This window comes from Amycolatopsis regifaucium (genome assembly GCF_001613935.1).
Taxonomy (GTDB): Bacteria; Actinomycetota; Actinomycetes; order Mycobacteriales; family Pseudonocardiaceae; genus Amycolatopsis; species Amycolatopsis regifaucium.
This window is the reverse complement of record NZ_LQCI01000034.1, coordinates 1,188,586-1,201,263: the sequence shown is the minus strand read 5'-3', so window position 1 is coordinate 1,201,263 and position 12,678 is coordinate 1,188,586. Positions and strand designations below refer to the sequence as shown.

The 12,678-nt window shown below is 70.1% G+C and carries 14 protein-coding genes; 9 read left to right on the top strand and 5 right to left on the bottom strand.

The genetic code is table 11. The features are described 5' to 3' along the window. Positions 1-6: 6 nt before the first annotated feature. On the top strand, positions 7-1,263 hold the full coding sequence (locus AVL48_RS29725) for a helix-turn-helix domain-containing protein (RefSeq protein WP_061988461.1): 1,257 nt from the start codon (positions 7-9) through the stop codon (positions 1,261-1,263). Positions 1,264-1,384: 121 nt separating this feature from the next. On the opposite strand, the gene dapE is transcribed toward AVL48_RS29725, so the two are convergent. After that, the gene (gene dapE / locus AVL48_RS29720; protein WP_061988434.1) at positions 1,385-2,458 is read right to left on the bottom strand and encodes a succinyl-diaminopimelate desuccinylase; all 1,074 of its coding nucleotides are present in this window, start codon (positions 2,456-2,458) and stop codon (positions 1,385-1,387) included. Between the two features lie 48 nt (positions 2,459-2,506). Between dapE and AVL48_RS29715 the strand changes: the two genes are divergently transcribed. The 3 genes from AVL48_RS29715 (at position 2,507) to AVL48_RS29705 (ending at position 5,162) form a co-directional block, all read left to right on the top strand. Next, a complete protein-coding gene (locus tag AVL48_RS29715) occupies positions 2,507-2,896 on the top strand; it encodes a hypothetical protein (protein WP_244162321.1) in 390 nt (129 codons plus the stop codon). A gap of 28 nt (positions 2,897-2,924) precedes the next feature. Beyond that, entirely contained in the window at positions 2,925-3,911 is a 987-nt protein-coding gene (gene dapD / locus AVL48_RS29710; RefSeq protein WP_061988437.1) for a 2,3,4,5-tetrahydropyridine-2,6-dicarboxylate N-succinyltransferase, read from the top strand. Between the two features lie 279 nt (positions 3,912-4,190). Beyond that, entirely contained in the window at positions 4,191-5,162 is a 972-nt protein-coding gene (locus AVL48_RS29705) for a CHAD domain-containing protein (RefSeq protein WP_061990460.1), read from the top strand. Here AVL48_RS29705 and AVL48_RS29700 read toward each other — a convergent pair. Continuing rightward, positions 5,138-6,541 carry an FAD-dependent monooxygenase gene (locus AVL48_RS29700; protein WP_063054153.1) on the bottom strand — a complete coding sequence of 468 codons (1,404 nt, stop codon included), beginning with the start codon at positions 6,539-6,541 and terminating at the stop codon, positions 5,138-5,140. The two genes, AVL48_RS29705 and AVL48_RS29700, sit on opposite strands and share 25 nt — an antisense overlap. 79 nt (positions 6,542-6,620) lie before the next feature. On the opposite strand from AVL48_RS29700, the gene AVL48_RS29695 reads away from it, so the two are divergent. Further along, positions 6,621-7,229 (top strand): TetR/AcrR family transcriptional regulator, encoded by a 609-nt coding sequence (locus tag AVL48_RS29695; protein ID WP_061990464.1) that lies wholly within the window; start codon positions 6,621-6,623, stop codon positions 7,227-7,229. Between the two features lie 76 nt (positions 7,230-7,305). Here AVL48_RS29695 and dapC read toward each other — a convergent pair whose 3' ends face one another. The 3 genes from dapC to AVL48_RS29680 all read right to left on the bottom strand — a co-directional run bounded on the left by dapC (position 7,306) and on the right by AVL48_RS29680 (position 9,019). Continuing rightward, positions 7,306-8,397, bottom strand: a complete 1,092-nt coding sequence (gene dapC, locus AVL48_RS29690) for a succinyldiaminopimelate transaminase (protein ID WP_063054152.1) — start codon at positions 8,395-8,397, stop codon at positions 7,306-7,308. Further along, entirely contained in the window at positions 8,394-8,714 is a 321-nt protein-coding gene (fdxA, locus tag AVL48_RS29685; RefSeq protein ID WP_016331413.1) for a ferredoxin, read from the bottom strand. Before fdxA ends, dapC begins: the two co-directional genes overlap by 4 nt. 110 nt (positions 8,715-8,824) lie before the next feature. Continuing rightward, positions 8,825-9,019, bottom strand: coding sequence for a hypothetical protein (locus tag AVL48_RS29680; RefSeq protein WP_061990412.1), 195 nt, complete (start codon positions 9,017-9,019; stop codon positions 8,825-8,827). Between the two features lie 52 nt (positions 9,020-9,071). Here AVL48_RS29680 and AVL48_RS29675 point away from each other — a divergent pair, with 52 nt between their 5' ends. The 4 genes from AVL48_RS29675 to AVL48_RS29660 are packed head-to-tail and all read left to right on the top strand — an operon-like array spanning position 9,072 to position 12,673. Next, entirely contained in the window at positions 9,072-9,806 is a 735-nt protein-coding gene (locus AVL48_RS29675; RefSeq protein ID WP_061990411.1) for a GNAT family N-acetyltransferase, read from the top strand. After that, on the top strand, positions 9,803-10,801 hold the full coding sequence (gene cofD, locus AVL48_RS29670; RefSeq protein WP_061990409.1) for a 2-phospho-L-lactate transferase: 999 nt from the start codon (positions 9,803-9,805) through the stop codon (positions 10,799-10,801). Before AVL48_RS29675 ends, cofD begins: the two co-directional genes overlap by 4 nt. Then, a complete protein-coding gene (locus tag AVL48_RS29665) occupies positions 10,737-12,131 on the top strand; it encodes a coenzyme F420-0:L-glutamate ligase (RefSeq protein ID WP_143104650.1) in 1,395 nt (464 codons plus the stop codon). The genes cofD and AVL48_RS29665 overlap by 65 nt, the downstream gene beginning before the upstream one ends. Then, entirely contained in the window at positions 12,128-12,673 is a 546-nt protein-coding gene (locus tag AVL48_RS29660; RefSeq protein WP_061990405.1) for an NUDIX hydrolase, read from the top strand. The genes AVL48_RS29665 and AVL48_RS29660 overlap by 4 nt, the downstream gene beginning before the upstream one ends. Positions 12,674-12,678 lie beyond the last annotated feature (5 nt).

The following is a 12,678-nucleotide window of genomic DNA, read 5'->3' as shown; positions in this document are numbered from 1 at the left end:
TCGGACATGAGCGAGGAGGTCGGTGGACGACTGCGACGGCTGCGCGCCGAGCGCGGTCTCACCCAGCGTGAACTCGCCGAGCCGCACTACACCGCCGCGTACGTTTCGTCCGTCGAGACAGGGGCGCGGACCCCGTCCGGTGACGCGCTGCGCCACTTCGCCACCCAGCTCGGGGTCGACACCGGCGAATTGCTCGGCGTGACCTCGCCCCGCGACGACGTCCGGCTCGATCTGGACATCGCGATGGCCGCGGCGGACTTCCTGGCGGGGAAGTGCCCGGCTCTGAAAATGCGGCGGCTGGCCCGGCGAGCGGAGCGGATCGGCCGGGCGCGCCAGGCAGGGCTCGCCTGGCTGTGGCTCGCGCGGTACAGCGAGAGCGACGATCGGCCGCGACTGATCGCCGCCGCCGAAGCCGCCCTCACCGAGGACGTCCCGCCGTACCGCGAACTGGCCATGGCGTTGCGGGCGAACGTCCTGATCGGCTGGGGCGAGCCGCACCACGGGATGCACCTGCTCCGGACCGCGCTCGACGCGAGCCTCGACGGCTATCCGCATCCTCTGCTCCTGCTGACCTTGCGGGGATACCTCGCCGAAGGGCACCTTCGCCTCGGCGAGACCGCCCAGGCCGCGCAGCACGCGAGCGAGGCGCTACGGCTGGCTCGCGGGGACGAGGAGATCCTGGCCGAACTCACCGAGAACCAACGACGACTGGCCGAGGCCTACCTCGACGGAGGGCGAGTGGCCGACGCCGCCACCGCCGTATCGGTGCTGCACGATCTGCTTCACGAGCGTGCCCTGCGGCCGGTGCTGGCCCGGTGCCTGTTCGCGCGTGCCCTGGTCCGTCGTGCCGACGACCTTGAAGGCGCTCTCGCGGACCTTCGCGCGTCAAAGGCGGCCGCGCCCGATCACGCCGTCACCCTGGAACTCGCCGACCTCTGCCGCGAACTCGGTCGCCTCGACGACGCCGCCACGCTGCTCACCGAAGCGGCCGAAGCCATCCCGGCGGACTCTCCGTACTCCGCCTCGCTCATGTTCCAGCGGGGCTCACTGGCGTTGGCCCGTGGCGATCTCGAAGCAGCCGAAGCGGGCTTCGCGCACGCCACCGACGTGGCCGCGCTCCACGACGCTCGCGGTGTCTTGGCCGCTTCGGTCGACAAAGCGGGAGGGCTGCTTCTCGACCAAGGGCGCGTCGAAGAGGCCGCGGACCTGCTGCGGCGCGGCCTGCTCCTGCTGGGCGCCGAAGAGGACTCGCCGGGGCGATAGCAAAGGTCCCTTGCTACCGCGCGGGCGCCGCTGGTGCCGCACTGGGGAATAGGGACCTTTGCGGTACCGATTCGTGGGCTCGTCATCGTCACGGGCCGACATCCCGCAGGTCAGCGCGGACCTAGCCGAGGAACTCGCGCAGCACCGCGGCGACCTGGCGGATCTCACCGGCCCGCACGTGCTCTTGCCGTGTGTGCGCCAGCGTCGGGTCGCCGGGCCCGAAGTTCACCGCCGGGATCCCGAGAGCCGCGAAGCGCGCGACGTCGGTCCAGCCCAGCTTCGCGACCGCCTTGCCCCCGGCCGCCGCGACCAGCTCCGCCGCCGCGGGGACGCTCAAGCCGGGCAAGGCGCCTGGCGACAAGTCGACCACCTTCACGTCGTAGCCCTCGAAGACCTCGCGAAGGTGCGCTTCGGCCTGCTCCGCACTCCGGTCCGGGGCGAAGCGGTGATTGATCGTGAGCACGGCCTCGTCCGGCACGACGTTGCCTGCGACGCCGCCGCCGATCTTGGTGGCCTGCAGGCCCTCGCGGTAGGTCAGGCCGTCGATGTCGACCACGCGCGGCGTGTACTCGGCCAGCCTGCGCAGCGGTTCGGCGAGGCCGTGGATGGCGTTGACGCCCATCCAGCCGCGCGCGGTGTGCGCCCGGACGCCTTCGACGCGGATCTCGATCCGCATCGTGCCCTGGCAGCCGCCCTCGATGCCGCCGTTCGAAGGCTCACCGAGGATCGCGAGGTCGCCGTGCAGCCATCCGGGCAGTTCGCGCTCGATACGGCCGAGGCCGTTCTTCGTCGCTTCGATCTCTTCGCAGTCGTAGAACACGAACGTGACGTCGTGCCGAGGTTCGCGCAGGGCGGCGGCGAGGTGCAGGAAGACGGCGTCGCCGCTCTTCATGTCGACGGTGCCGAGACCGTGCAGGATCTCGTCGTCACCGGTCCCCTCACGGCGCACCGGCAGGTTCTCGTTGACCGGAACGGTGTCCAGATGCCCCGCCAGCACCACCCGCGAAGGACGGCCGAGGTTCGTGCGGGCGAGGACGGCGTCGCCGTTGCGGAGCACCTCGAGGTGGGGCGCCTGCGTCTCCAGCGCGGCCTGCACGGCGTCCGCGATGACCTTCTCCTCTTCCGAGACGCTGAAGATGTCCACCAGCGCGGCGGTGAGGTCGACGGGGTCCGCGTGCAGATCGAGCGAAGGCATGCCCGCACCGTACCGGCGGGGCCGCGGGGCTACCGTGAGGGAGTGCGCATGCGAGCGGTCTTGGTCGTCCTTCTCCTGCTCCTCGGCGGCTGCGGATCGGGCGAGGTCCCGGTGACGGTGAAGCCGACCCGGAGCGCCGGTCCGGACGTGCTGCCGATCAAGCTCAAGGCACTGACGACCGACCGCTGCTACCTGACGCCGGCGGCCGAATCGCCCAAGGGCTGCCAGAAGTACGTCACCGAACTCTCCAGCGCCGCGGGCAGTGTCCGCAAGCGCAGGCCGGAGCTGTCGGCGAGCGCCGACGCCCTCGATCGCCCGATCGCCGCCTTCCGCACCGCGAACTGCCAGGACCAGGCGGCGCCCGGTGGCGCCTGCGGCCAGGCGCTCGTCGACATGTCGGCGGCGTTGACCAGCGTGCAGAGCCTCGTCGGCGGTTGACGCAGGTCACTGGGTTACCGTTCAGGGCGTGAGCGAGCAGACCCCTGATCCCGAAACGACCGGCGCCACCGGCGTCGGACTGGCCACCGTCACGACCGACGGCACGGTGCTGGACACCTGGTTCCCGCTGCCCAAGCTGACCGAGGGCGCCGAGGACAAGCCCGGCACGGTGCGGCTGACCGCGGAAGAGGCCTCCGAGGCCCTCGGCGAGGCGGCCGCCGCGCAGCTCGGTCCGGACACCGACCGCGGTGTCGAGGTCGTCGCGGTCCGCACGACCATCGGCCACCTCGCCGACGCCCCCGGCGACACGCACGACGTCTACCTGCGCCTGCACCTGCTGTCGCACCGGCTGGTCCGGCCGCACGGCGCGAACCTCGACGGCATCTTCGGCCTGCTGGCCAACGTCGTGTGGACCAACCACGGGCCGTGCCCCGTCGAGGGCTTCGAGGCGACCCGGCTGCGGCTGCGGGCACGCGGCAACGTCACCGTCTACGGCGTGGACAAGTTCCCCCGGATGGTGGACTACGTCGTGCCGACCGGCGTCCGCATCGCCGACGCCGACCGCGCCCGTCTCGGCGCGCACCTGGCCAACGGCACCACGGTCATGCACGAGGGCTTCATCAACTTCAACGCCGGCACGCTCGGTGCCTCCATGGTCGAGGGCCGGATCTCCGCGGGTGTCGTGGTCGGCGACGGTTCCGACGTCGGCGGCGGCGCGTCGATCATGGGCACCCTGTCCGGTGGCGGCAAGGAGACCATCTCGATCGGCGAGCGCTGCCTGATCGGCGCGAACGGCGGCATCGGCATCTCGCTCGGCGACGACTCGGTCGTCGAGGCGGGCCTCTACGTCACGGCGGGCACGAAGGTGACCTTCGAGGGCAAGGTCGTGAAGGCGCGGGAGCTGTCCGGCATCTCGGGCGCGATGTTCCGGCGGAACTCCGGGACCGGCGCCGTCGAGGTCGTCGCGCGCACCGGCGTCGGCATCGAGCTGAACGCGGCCCTGCACGCCAACTGACCTGCGAAAAGAGAGCAAGGGACCTTTGCTATCGCCCGGGTCGCCCGCGATGTGGCGAAGTCTCCGGGCGAGCAAGCCTGGGTCACGCGTGCAATGAAAGGCTCCTTCCTTGCGAAATTTGCAAGGAAGGAGCCTTTCATTGCACCGGCAGGGCGGGATCGCACGCGCCAAAGAGAGCAAGGGACCTTTGCTGTCACTCTCCCCCGGAGAGCGTGAGCAAAGGTCCCTTGCTTCTCTCACGGCCTGAACCCCCTCGCCGGTTCACCTAGAATTCATCTTGTGACAGCCGAGGCGCCGCCGCGCAAGAACGTCCCTTCGACCACCCCGGCCGCACTCGGGCTCGGCGAACGGCCCGCGAAAGCCGGGCCGGAGGATCCGGCGGCCGCGCACGTCCGGGTCAAACTCGACGTCGAGCTCCGCGCGCTCCTCGCGCACGAACCCGGCACCAAATCCGGCGCCGACCCCGAGGACCTGCACCAGATGCGGGTCGCGCTGCGTCGCATGCGCAGTGTCCTCAAGCTGTCGGGCCGCCTCGTGGGCCCGGACGCCGAAGCGGTGCGCGCGGAGCTGGGCTGGCTCGGCCAGTCACTCGGCGACGTCCGGGATCACGACGTCCTGATCGGCCATCTGCGGGAGGTCGTCGCGGAGTTCGAGGTGCGCGATCAGCCCGCGGCGCGCCGTCTGATCTCGAAGTTCGTCACCGAACGCGGAGTCGCGAAGCGACGGCTCACCCGCGCGCTCGCCAGTCCGCGCTACGCCGCGATGCTGCAGGACATCGGCCGTCTCGCCCGCCAGCCCGGTACCGAGGAACCCACTTCCGCGGCCGGGTCCACTTCCGCGGATCTCGTCGCCGGTCTCGCCAAGCCGCATCGAAAGCTCGCGAAGGCCGTGAGGGCGCTTCCCTCCAATCCCCCGGACGACGACCTTCACACGCTTCGCATCTACGGCAAGAAACTCCGCTACGCCGCCGAGATGGCCAAGCCCGCCGCGAAGAAGAAGCAGGCGGAGCGGATCCAGCGGCTGATCAAGGCCACGAAGAACCTCCAGACCGCCCTCGGGGAACATCAAGATGCCTGCGTCGCGGCCGAACGCATGCGCACTGTCGTCGCTTCTGTCGACGCCGAGGTCGCCTTCATCGCGGGCCGGGTCGCGGAGAAGGAACTGCTGCGCCGGGCCGAGGTCCGTGCCGTGTGGCGCGATGTCTGGGCCGAGGTCGACGAGGCCGCTCAGTCGGTGATCGCGCGGAGGTAGCCGTCCGGCCGGATCAGCACCTGGCGCCCGTTCTCGGCCTCGTACGCGGCGAAAGCGTGCCCGCCGACGTCTTCGAAGTCCACATCGGACAGAGTGCTGCCCGCGGGCAGGATCCGGCGCGCGCCTTCGGGCGCGGGACCGTCGCCGAACACCAGCGTCGTCGCCTGTGGGCCGCGTAGCAGTTCGAAGAGCCGGACGGGTTTGCCGTTCGCGTCCGCCAGTGGCGCGTCCGGCGCGCGGTCGCCGGGCCGGATCCGGCCGGTCGACTCGGGTGCGAGCGGGCCGCCGCGATATCCGACGTCGAGCTGACGCGTGTTCTCGCCGCGCTCGTGCGCGTCTTCCGAGCCTTCCTTGTACTTCTCGAGGATTTCCGTGCTGATCTTCAGCACCCGCGCCGCGACCCCGCGCCGCTCGGGCTCGTAGCTGTCGAGCAGTTCGGCCGAACCGTCGGCGAGTTTCCAGCCCAGGTTGTACGCGTCCTGCACGCCGGTGTTGAGCCCTTGCCCGCCGGTGGGCGGGTGGACGTGCGCCGCGTCGCCGGCGAGGAACAAGCGACCGTCCCGGAACCGTTCGGCGAGCCGGATGTTCGGCCGCCACACCGTCGACCAGGCGAGATCGTGCAACCGGACCCCGCCGCCGGACAGCTCGTCGAGCCGGAACTGCAACGTCTCCAGCGACGCCTCGACCTCTTCCTCGCCCAGCGGTGCCCCGAACTGGAAGTGCGGCACCCCGGGCAGCGGCGTGAGCACGATCCCCGACATCGGATCCTCGGGCTTGGCGAACCAGTGCCCGTACGCGCGATCGAGCCCCTCCGCCTGCACGTCACCCAGCAGCATGCGGATCGATTCGTCGGTGGTGCCCTCGAACGCGATCCCGAGGGCCTTGCGCACGAAGCTCTTCCCGCCGTCCGCGCCGACGAGGTAGCCGACCCGGATCCGCTCGCCCGGCAGGTCGGCGGTCACGCCGTCGGCGTCCTGCTCGAACCCGATCAGCGGGGTGCCGAGCTCGACCTGGACACCGAATTCCGCGAGCCGGTCGCGCAGGATCGCCTCGGTGCGAGACTGGCCGAGGAACCAGCCGTTCGGATACGGCACGTCCGGCGTCGGCTCGACCGGCTCGGCCATCATCCGCTCGCCGACGATCTCGCCGCCCAGGTGGATCCGCATCGGCACCGGCGCCTGCCCGGCGGCCAGCACGGCGTCCAGCACGCCGAGATCTTCGAAGACCTCCAGCGTGCGCGGCTGGAGGCCGTCACCCCGCGAGCCCTCGAAGAACGTCTCGGCCTTCTCCACGATCCGCACGCCGACACCGCGGCGCGCGAGATCGATGGCCAGCGTGAGCCCGGTCGGCCCGGCTCCCGCGATCAAGACTTCGGTCATCTCTCCTCCAGTGAATTATGATTCAGTGAATCTTAATTCAGCATGGCCGTTGCTAGCCTTCCGTGTCAAGGAGGTGCCGATGACGGCGACGAGCCGCAAGGAGAAGGCGGCGGAGACCGAGGCCGCGCTCAAGGAGGCGGCGAAGCGCGTTTTCGCGGCGAAGGGGTACTTGAACACCAAGATCACCGACATCACGGCGGAAGCCGGTCGCGCGGCGGGATCGTTCTACAACCACTTCGCGAGCAAGGAAGAACTGCTCGAAGCGCTCCTCGCGGATCTCGCGGCGGCGAGCGACGTCAACGCGTCCTCGCCGGAGCACAAAGCCGACTTCACCGACCCGGACGCCGTGCGCTGGCACGTCCGCGAGTACTGGAACTTCCACCGCGACAACGCGGCGACGATGCTCGCGCTGCGCCAGGCCGCGATGGTCAACGACGACTTCGCACGCACCTTCGCCCGCTTCGGCGCCGATCAGGCGGCGGACATCGTCGGGCACCTCGGGTACATCACCGCGGCGGGGATGGAACTGCCCGCGTCGGAACGGCTCACGCTCGCGATGATGGCCGAACTGGTCAACGGCTTCGCGCACACGTGGCTGCTGGATCCGTCCTCGGTCTCCGAAGAAGAAGCCATCGAGGCGCTGACGCGGTTCATCTACCGGGGCTTCACCGGTCGCGACGTGCGATGAAGGACGCTTTCATTGCCGAATTCGCAATGAAAGCGTCCTTCATAGCGCGCTGCACAGGGCGTGAACCGAGTCGAACTCAGGCGGCGAGGCGTTCCGCGGCCGCGTCGATCCGCTCGTCCGTCGCCGTCAGAGCGATCCGGACGTGCTGTCCGCCCGTCGGCCCGTAAAAGGTGCCCGGCGCGGCGAGGATGCCGCGAGCGGCGAGCCACTCGACCGTGTCGAGCGCGGTTTCCCCGCGCGTGGACCAGAGATAGAGTCCCGCCTCGGAGTGCGAGATCTCGAAACCGCTGTCCAGCAACGCTTTACGCAGCACCAGCCGTCGGCGCGCGTAGCGTTCCCGTTGCCCGGCAAGGGCTTCGTCATCCTTCAGCGCGGCGACCATGGCCTCCTGCACCGGACGCGGCACGATCAGCCCGGAGTGCTTGCGGATCTCCAGCAGCCCGGCGACGAGCTTGGGATCGCCGGTGACGAAACCGGCGCGGTAGCTGGCGAGGTTCGCGGACTTCGACAGGGAGTGGACGGCCAGCAGGCCGTCGAGGGAGCCGCCGTGCACCGACGGGTGCAGGATCGACACGGGCTCGCTTTCCCAGCCCAGCGCCAGATAGCACTCGTCCGAGACCACGACGACGCCGCGTTCCCGCGCCCAGTCGACGACCTTGCGCAGATGGTCGACGCCGAGCACTCGCCCGGTCGGGTTGGACGGCGAGTTGAGCCACAGCATCGACGGCCGCTGCGGACCGAGCGCGATCGTGCTGTCCGCGCGCAGCAGGGAAGCACCCGCCAGCAGGACACCGACCTCGTAGGTCGGATACGCCACCTCGGGGATGACGACGAGGTCGCCGGGGCCGAAGCCCAGTTGCCGCGGCAGGGAGGCGACCAGTTCCTTCGAACCGATCGTCGGCAGCACAGCGGCCTCGGGAACTCCCTCGATGCCGTGCCGTCGCGAAAGCGCCTCGATCGCGGCGGCCCTCAGCTCGGGGATCCCGTGCGTGGTCGGGTACCCCGGGATTTCCGACACGGAAGCGAGTGCCGCGCGGACGCTCTCGGGGACCGGGTCCACCGGCGTGCCGATCGACAGGTCGACGATGCCGCCGGGATGTGCCTGGGCCTTCGCCTTGGCTTCGGCCAGGGAGTCCCAGGGGAAATCAGGAAGAGCGACCCGGCTCATTCGCCCTGCGGGGGAAGAGCCTTGATGAAGGCGGGGTCGTGACTGGTCTTGCCGACCTTGGAGGCGCCACCGGGCGAGCCGAGTTCGTCGAAGAAATCGACGTTGGCCTTGGTGTAGTCGTTCCACTCGTCGGGGACGTCGTCCTCGTAGTAGATCGCCTCGACGGGGCAGACCGGCTCGCAGGCACCGCAGTCGACACATTCGTCCGGGTGGATGTACAGCATGCGGTCACCCTCGTAGATGCAGTCCACGGGGCACTCGTCGATACACGCCTTGTCGAGCACGTCGACGCAGGGCTCGGCGATCACGTAGGTCACTGCGCACTCCTGCTTTATCTCTGCTTCACCAGTCTGCAACGGACATTACGCGCCCACGGGCGCGACCGGCCCGCTTAGGCCACCCTTATCCGTACTCCGGGTATGTGCCTTCAGCGGTCCTTCCGGCGAGGCGGTGGAGTGGCCCTGCTGTCCCCAGTGATGACGAATTTCGGCGCGGCGGGCTTCGCCGCCTCCGCGTTCTTCTCGTCGACGGCCTTTTCCGCGCCCAATGCCCGGTTGAAGCCGTCGGAGATCTCGCGGACCAGGTCTTCGTTGTGGCGATCGTCCTTGCGCGCGATGCTCATCGGGTCCCTCCACTACCTTCCTTGACACAATCTAACCGTGAACAGCGCGGAAATGCTCGAGCTCACCTGCAGCCAGGCCTGGCCTCCCCTGCTGGAGAGGCGGATCGGCGACTGGCGGCTGCGCTGGGCGGACGGGTTCACCGCCCGCGCCAACAGCGCCCTGGCGATCGGTGACCCGGGAAAACCGCTGCCAGAGGCCCTGCGGGCGGTCTGTGACTTCGCCCACGATCAGGCCATTCCGCCGGTCGTTCAGGTGATCCAGAACACGTCCACCGAAGAGGCCATCGCCGCCCAGGGTTGGGTCCATCATGTGGAACACCGGCCCGCGCACGAGGTGCGCGTGATGACCGGACCGCTCCCGCGCGGGACCTCGGCGGGAGCGGCGGTCCTCGACGAGCCGACGTCCGGATGGTGGGAGCTGACGACGGGCGGCACCGAGCCCGCGGACGCCCCTCGCCACGTCCTCGGCACCGGCAAGGTCGGGTTCGGGGTCGTGGAACTGGACGGCGTGACGGCCGGGGCGGTGCGCGGCGGGATCGTCGCCGAGTGGCTGCACATCGCCCGGCTGGAGGTCCGCCCCGAGTTCCGGCGACGAGGACTGGCAGGCGGGCTGATGAACGCCATCGGGGCCTGGGGTGCCGCCCACGGCGCCACCGGCATCGTGCTGCAGGTCGCCATGGGCAACTCCGGCGCGCTGAAGCTCTACGAGAGCCTGGGCTGTACGGAGCACCACAGGTACCGCTACTGGGCCCCGGGTCCGGGCGCGTGCGAGGATCGCCTGTCGTGAAGGTCGTCATTGTGGTCGGTGGAGTGGGCGGGGCCCGCTTCCTGCTGGGGGTCAAACAAGCACTGGGTCTGCCCGCGATCGGTTCCGCCCCGGAATCGCCGCACGAGGTGACCGCGCTGGTGAACACCGGGGACGACGTGTGGATGCACGGTCTGCGCATCTGCCCCGACCTGGACACCTGCATGTACACCCTCGGCGGGGGGATCGACTCCGAACGCGGCTGGGGGCACTCGGGCGAGACCTGGACGGTCAAGGAGGAGCTCGCCGAGTACGGCGCCGAGCCGACCTGGTTCGGCTTGGGCGACAAGGACATCGCGACGCATCTGATCCGTTCGCGGATGCTGCGCGCGGGCTATCCGCTCTCGCAGGTCACCGAGGCGCTGTGCGACCGCTGGCAGCCGGGTGTCCGCCTGCTGCCGATGTCGGACGACCGCGTCGAAACGCACGTCGTGATCGACGATCCCGAAGACCCGGAGCAGCGCAAGGCGATCCACTTCCAGGAGTGGTGGGTGCGCTACCGCGCCGAACCGAAGGCGCATTCGATCATCGCGGTCGGCGCCGACGAGGCGAAACCGGCGCCGGGTGTGCTGGACGCGATCGCGGGCGCCGACATCGTGCTGTTCGCGCCGTCCAACCCGGTCGTCTCGGTGGGCACCGTCCTCGGCGTGCCCGGCGTGCGCGACGCGCTGCGGAAGACGCGCGCCAAGGTCGTCGGCATCTCGCCCATCATCGGCGGGAAGGCGTTGCGCGGTATGGCCGACGCCTGCCTGAGCGCGATCGGCGTGGAGACGTCCGCGGAAGCCGTGGGGCGCCATTACGGCTCTCGCGAGAAGTCCCCGGAAGGGGTGCTCGACGGCTGGCTGGTCGCCGAGGGCGAAACCGTCGACGTACCGGGAGTCGCCGTTCGCGACGTGCCCCTGCTGATGTCCGATGTGGACGCCACCGCGGCGATGGCGCGCGCTGCTTTCGACCTGGCGGGAGTCTCCGTTGACTGACCACGCTTCCGCGAAGCTCGAGATCCTGCCGGTCGACGGCCTCCCGGAGTTCCGCCCCGGCGACGATCTCACCGGAGCGATCGTCACGGCGGCCCCGTGGCTGCGATCGGGTGACGTCCTGGTCGTGACGAGCAAGATCGTCTCCAAGGCCGAGGGCATGCTGATCCGGGTCCCGGCCGATCCCGAGGAGCGCGACGCCGCCCGGCGCAGGCTCGTCGAGAAGGAGTCCGTGCGCGTGATCGCGCGGATCAACCGGACGGTGATCACCGAGAACCGACTGGGCATCGTGCAGGCCGCGTCCGGCGTGGACGCGTCGAACGTGGCCTCCGGCGAGGTCGCGCTGCTGCCGTCCGATCCGGACGCCTCCGCGCTCGCGCTGCGGAACGGGCTGCGCGAGCGGCTCGGCGTCGAGATCGCGGTCGTGGTCACCGACACCATGGGCCGCGCGTGGCGCGTCGGGCAGACCGACGCCGCGATCGGCGCGTCCGGCCTGCGGGTGCTGCATTCCTACGCCGGCGAGATCGACAGCCAGGGCAACGAACTCGCGGTGACCGAAGTGGCGATCGCCGACGAACTCGCCGCCGCGGCCGATCTGGTCAAGGGCAAGCTCGGCGGGACACCGGTCGCCGTCGTGCGCGGCTTGCGGCTGACCGACGACGGTTCGACCGCCCGCGACCTGATCCGGCCGATCGAAGAGGACCTGTTCCGGCTCGGCACCAACGAAGCCATCGCGCAAGGCCGCCGGGAGGCCGTGCTCGCGCGGCGGTCGATCCGGTCCTTCACCGACGAGCCGGTCGATCCCGAGGTACTGCGCCGCGCCGTATCGACGGCACTGACGGCCCCCGCGCCGCACCACACCAAACCGGTCCGGTTCGTGTGGCTGCGCGAGGAAGGCTTGCGTCGCAAGCTTCTCGACGCGATGAAGGCGTCGTGGCAGGCCGATCTCGAAGGTGACGGCTTCACCCAGGAGCAAGTCGCGAAGCGGCTCAGCCGAGGCGACATCCTGTACCGGGCACCCGAAGTCGTGGTGCCGTTCCTCGTCGCCGAGGGCGCGCACACCTACCGCGACGACCGCCGGAACGCCTGTGAGCACACGATGTTCACCGTCGCCGGCGGTGCGGCGGTGCAGGGTCTGCTGGTCGCGCTCGCCGCCGAAGACCTCGGCTCGTGCTGGATCGGATCGACCGTCTTCGCCGCCGACATCGTGCGCGAAGTCCTCGGCCTGGACGCGCGCTGGGAGCCGCTCGGCGCGGTCGCGATCGGACATCCCACCGCCCTGCCGCCCGCCCGCGGTGCGAGCGAACCCGGTGAAGGGCTTCTCGAGCTGTGACCCTGCACGAGAACGTCGTAGCCACCCTGTCCGGCTGGCGACCGGTGGACGCCGCTCAGGAATCCTTGCGACAGGCCTATTTGGGCTTCCTCGCCGCCCGTGACGACGTCTGCCGCCGGGAATGCGCGGCGGGACACATCACCGCGTCGGCCGTACTTCTGGACGCCGACGCGGAAAACGTCCTGCTCACCCTGCACCCGCGCGTCGGACGCTGGCTCCAGCTCGGCGGGCACTGCGAGCCGGGTGACGCGACGCTCGCGGACGCGGCGCTGCGCGAGGCACGGGAGGAATCGGGCATTCACGACCTGCTCATCGATCCGGTGCCGGTGCATCTCGACGTCCACCCGATCACCTGCTCACTCGGCGTGCCGACCCGGCATTTCGACGTGCGTTTCGCCGTGCGCGCACCGCGGGGAGCGCAACCGGTACAAAGCGACGAATCGGACGATCTCCGGTGGTGGCCGGTGAATTCCCTGCCGAACGGGTCGGAAGATCTGGCCGAACTGGTGGAAGCCGCCTTGCCCGCGACGCCCGGCCGTTAAGGTGT

Coding starts and splice junctions, on each gene's coding strand:
- AVL48_RS29715 (WP_244162321.1), top strand. CDS start 2,507: ATGCGAGCGGTCTTGGTCGTCCTTCTCCTGCTCCTCGGCGGCTGCGGA.
- dapE (WP_061988434.1), bottom strand. CDS start 2,458: ATGCCTTCGCTCGATCTGCACGCGGACCCCGTCGACCTCACCGCCGCG.
- AVL48_RS29695 (WP_061990464.1), top strand. CDS start 6,621: ATGACGGCGACGAGCCGCAAGGAGAAGGCGGCGGAGACCGAGGCCGCG.
- AVL48_RS29700 (WP_063054153.1), bottom strand. CDS start 6,541: ATGACCGAAGTCTTGATCGCGGGAGCCGGGCCGACCGGGCTCACGCTG.
- dapC (WP_063054152.1), bottom strand. CDS start 8,397: ATGAGCCGGGTCGCTCTTCCTGATTTCCCCTGGGACTCCCTGGCCGAA.
- AVL48_RS29665 (WP_143104650.1), top strand. CDS start 10,737: ATGTGGACGCCACCGCGGCGATGGCGCGCGCTGCTTTCGACCTGGCGG.
- AVL48_RS29675 (WP_061990411.1), top strand. CDS start 9,072: ATGCTCGAGCTCACCTGCAGCCAGGCCTGGCCTCCCCTGCTGGAGAGG.
- AVL48_RS29725 (WP_061988461.1), top strand. CDS start 7: ATGAGCGAGGAGGTCGGTGGACGACTGCGACGGCTGCGCGCCGAGCGC.
- AVL48_RS29680 (WP_061990412.1), bottom strand. CDS start 9,019: ATGAGCATCGCGCGCAAGGACGATCGCCACAACGAAGACCTGGTCCGC.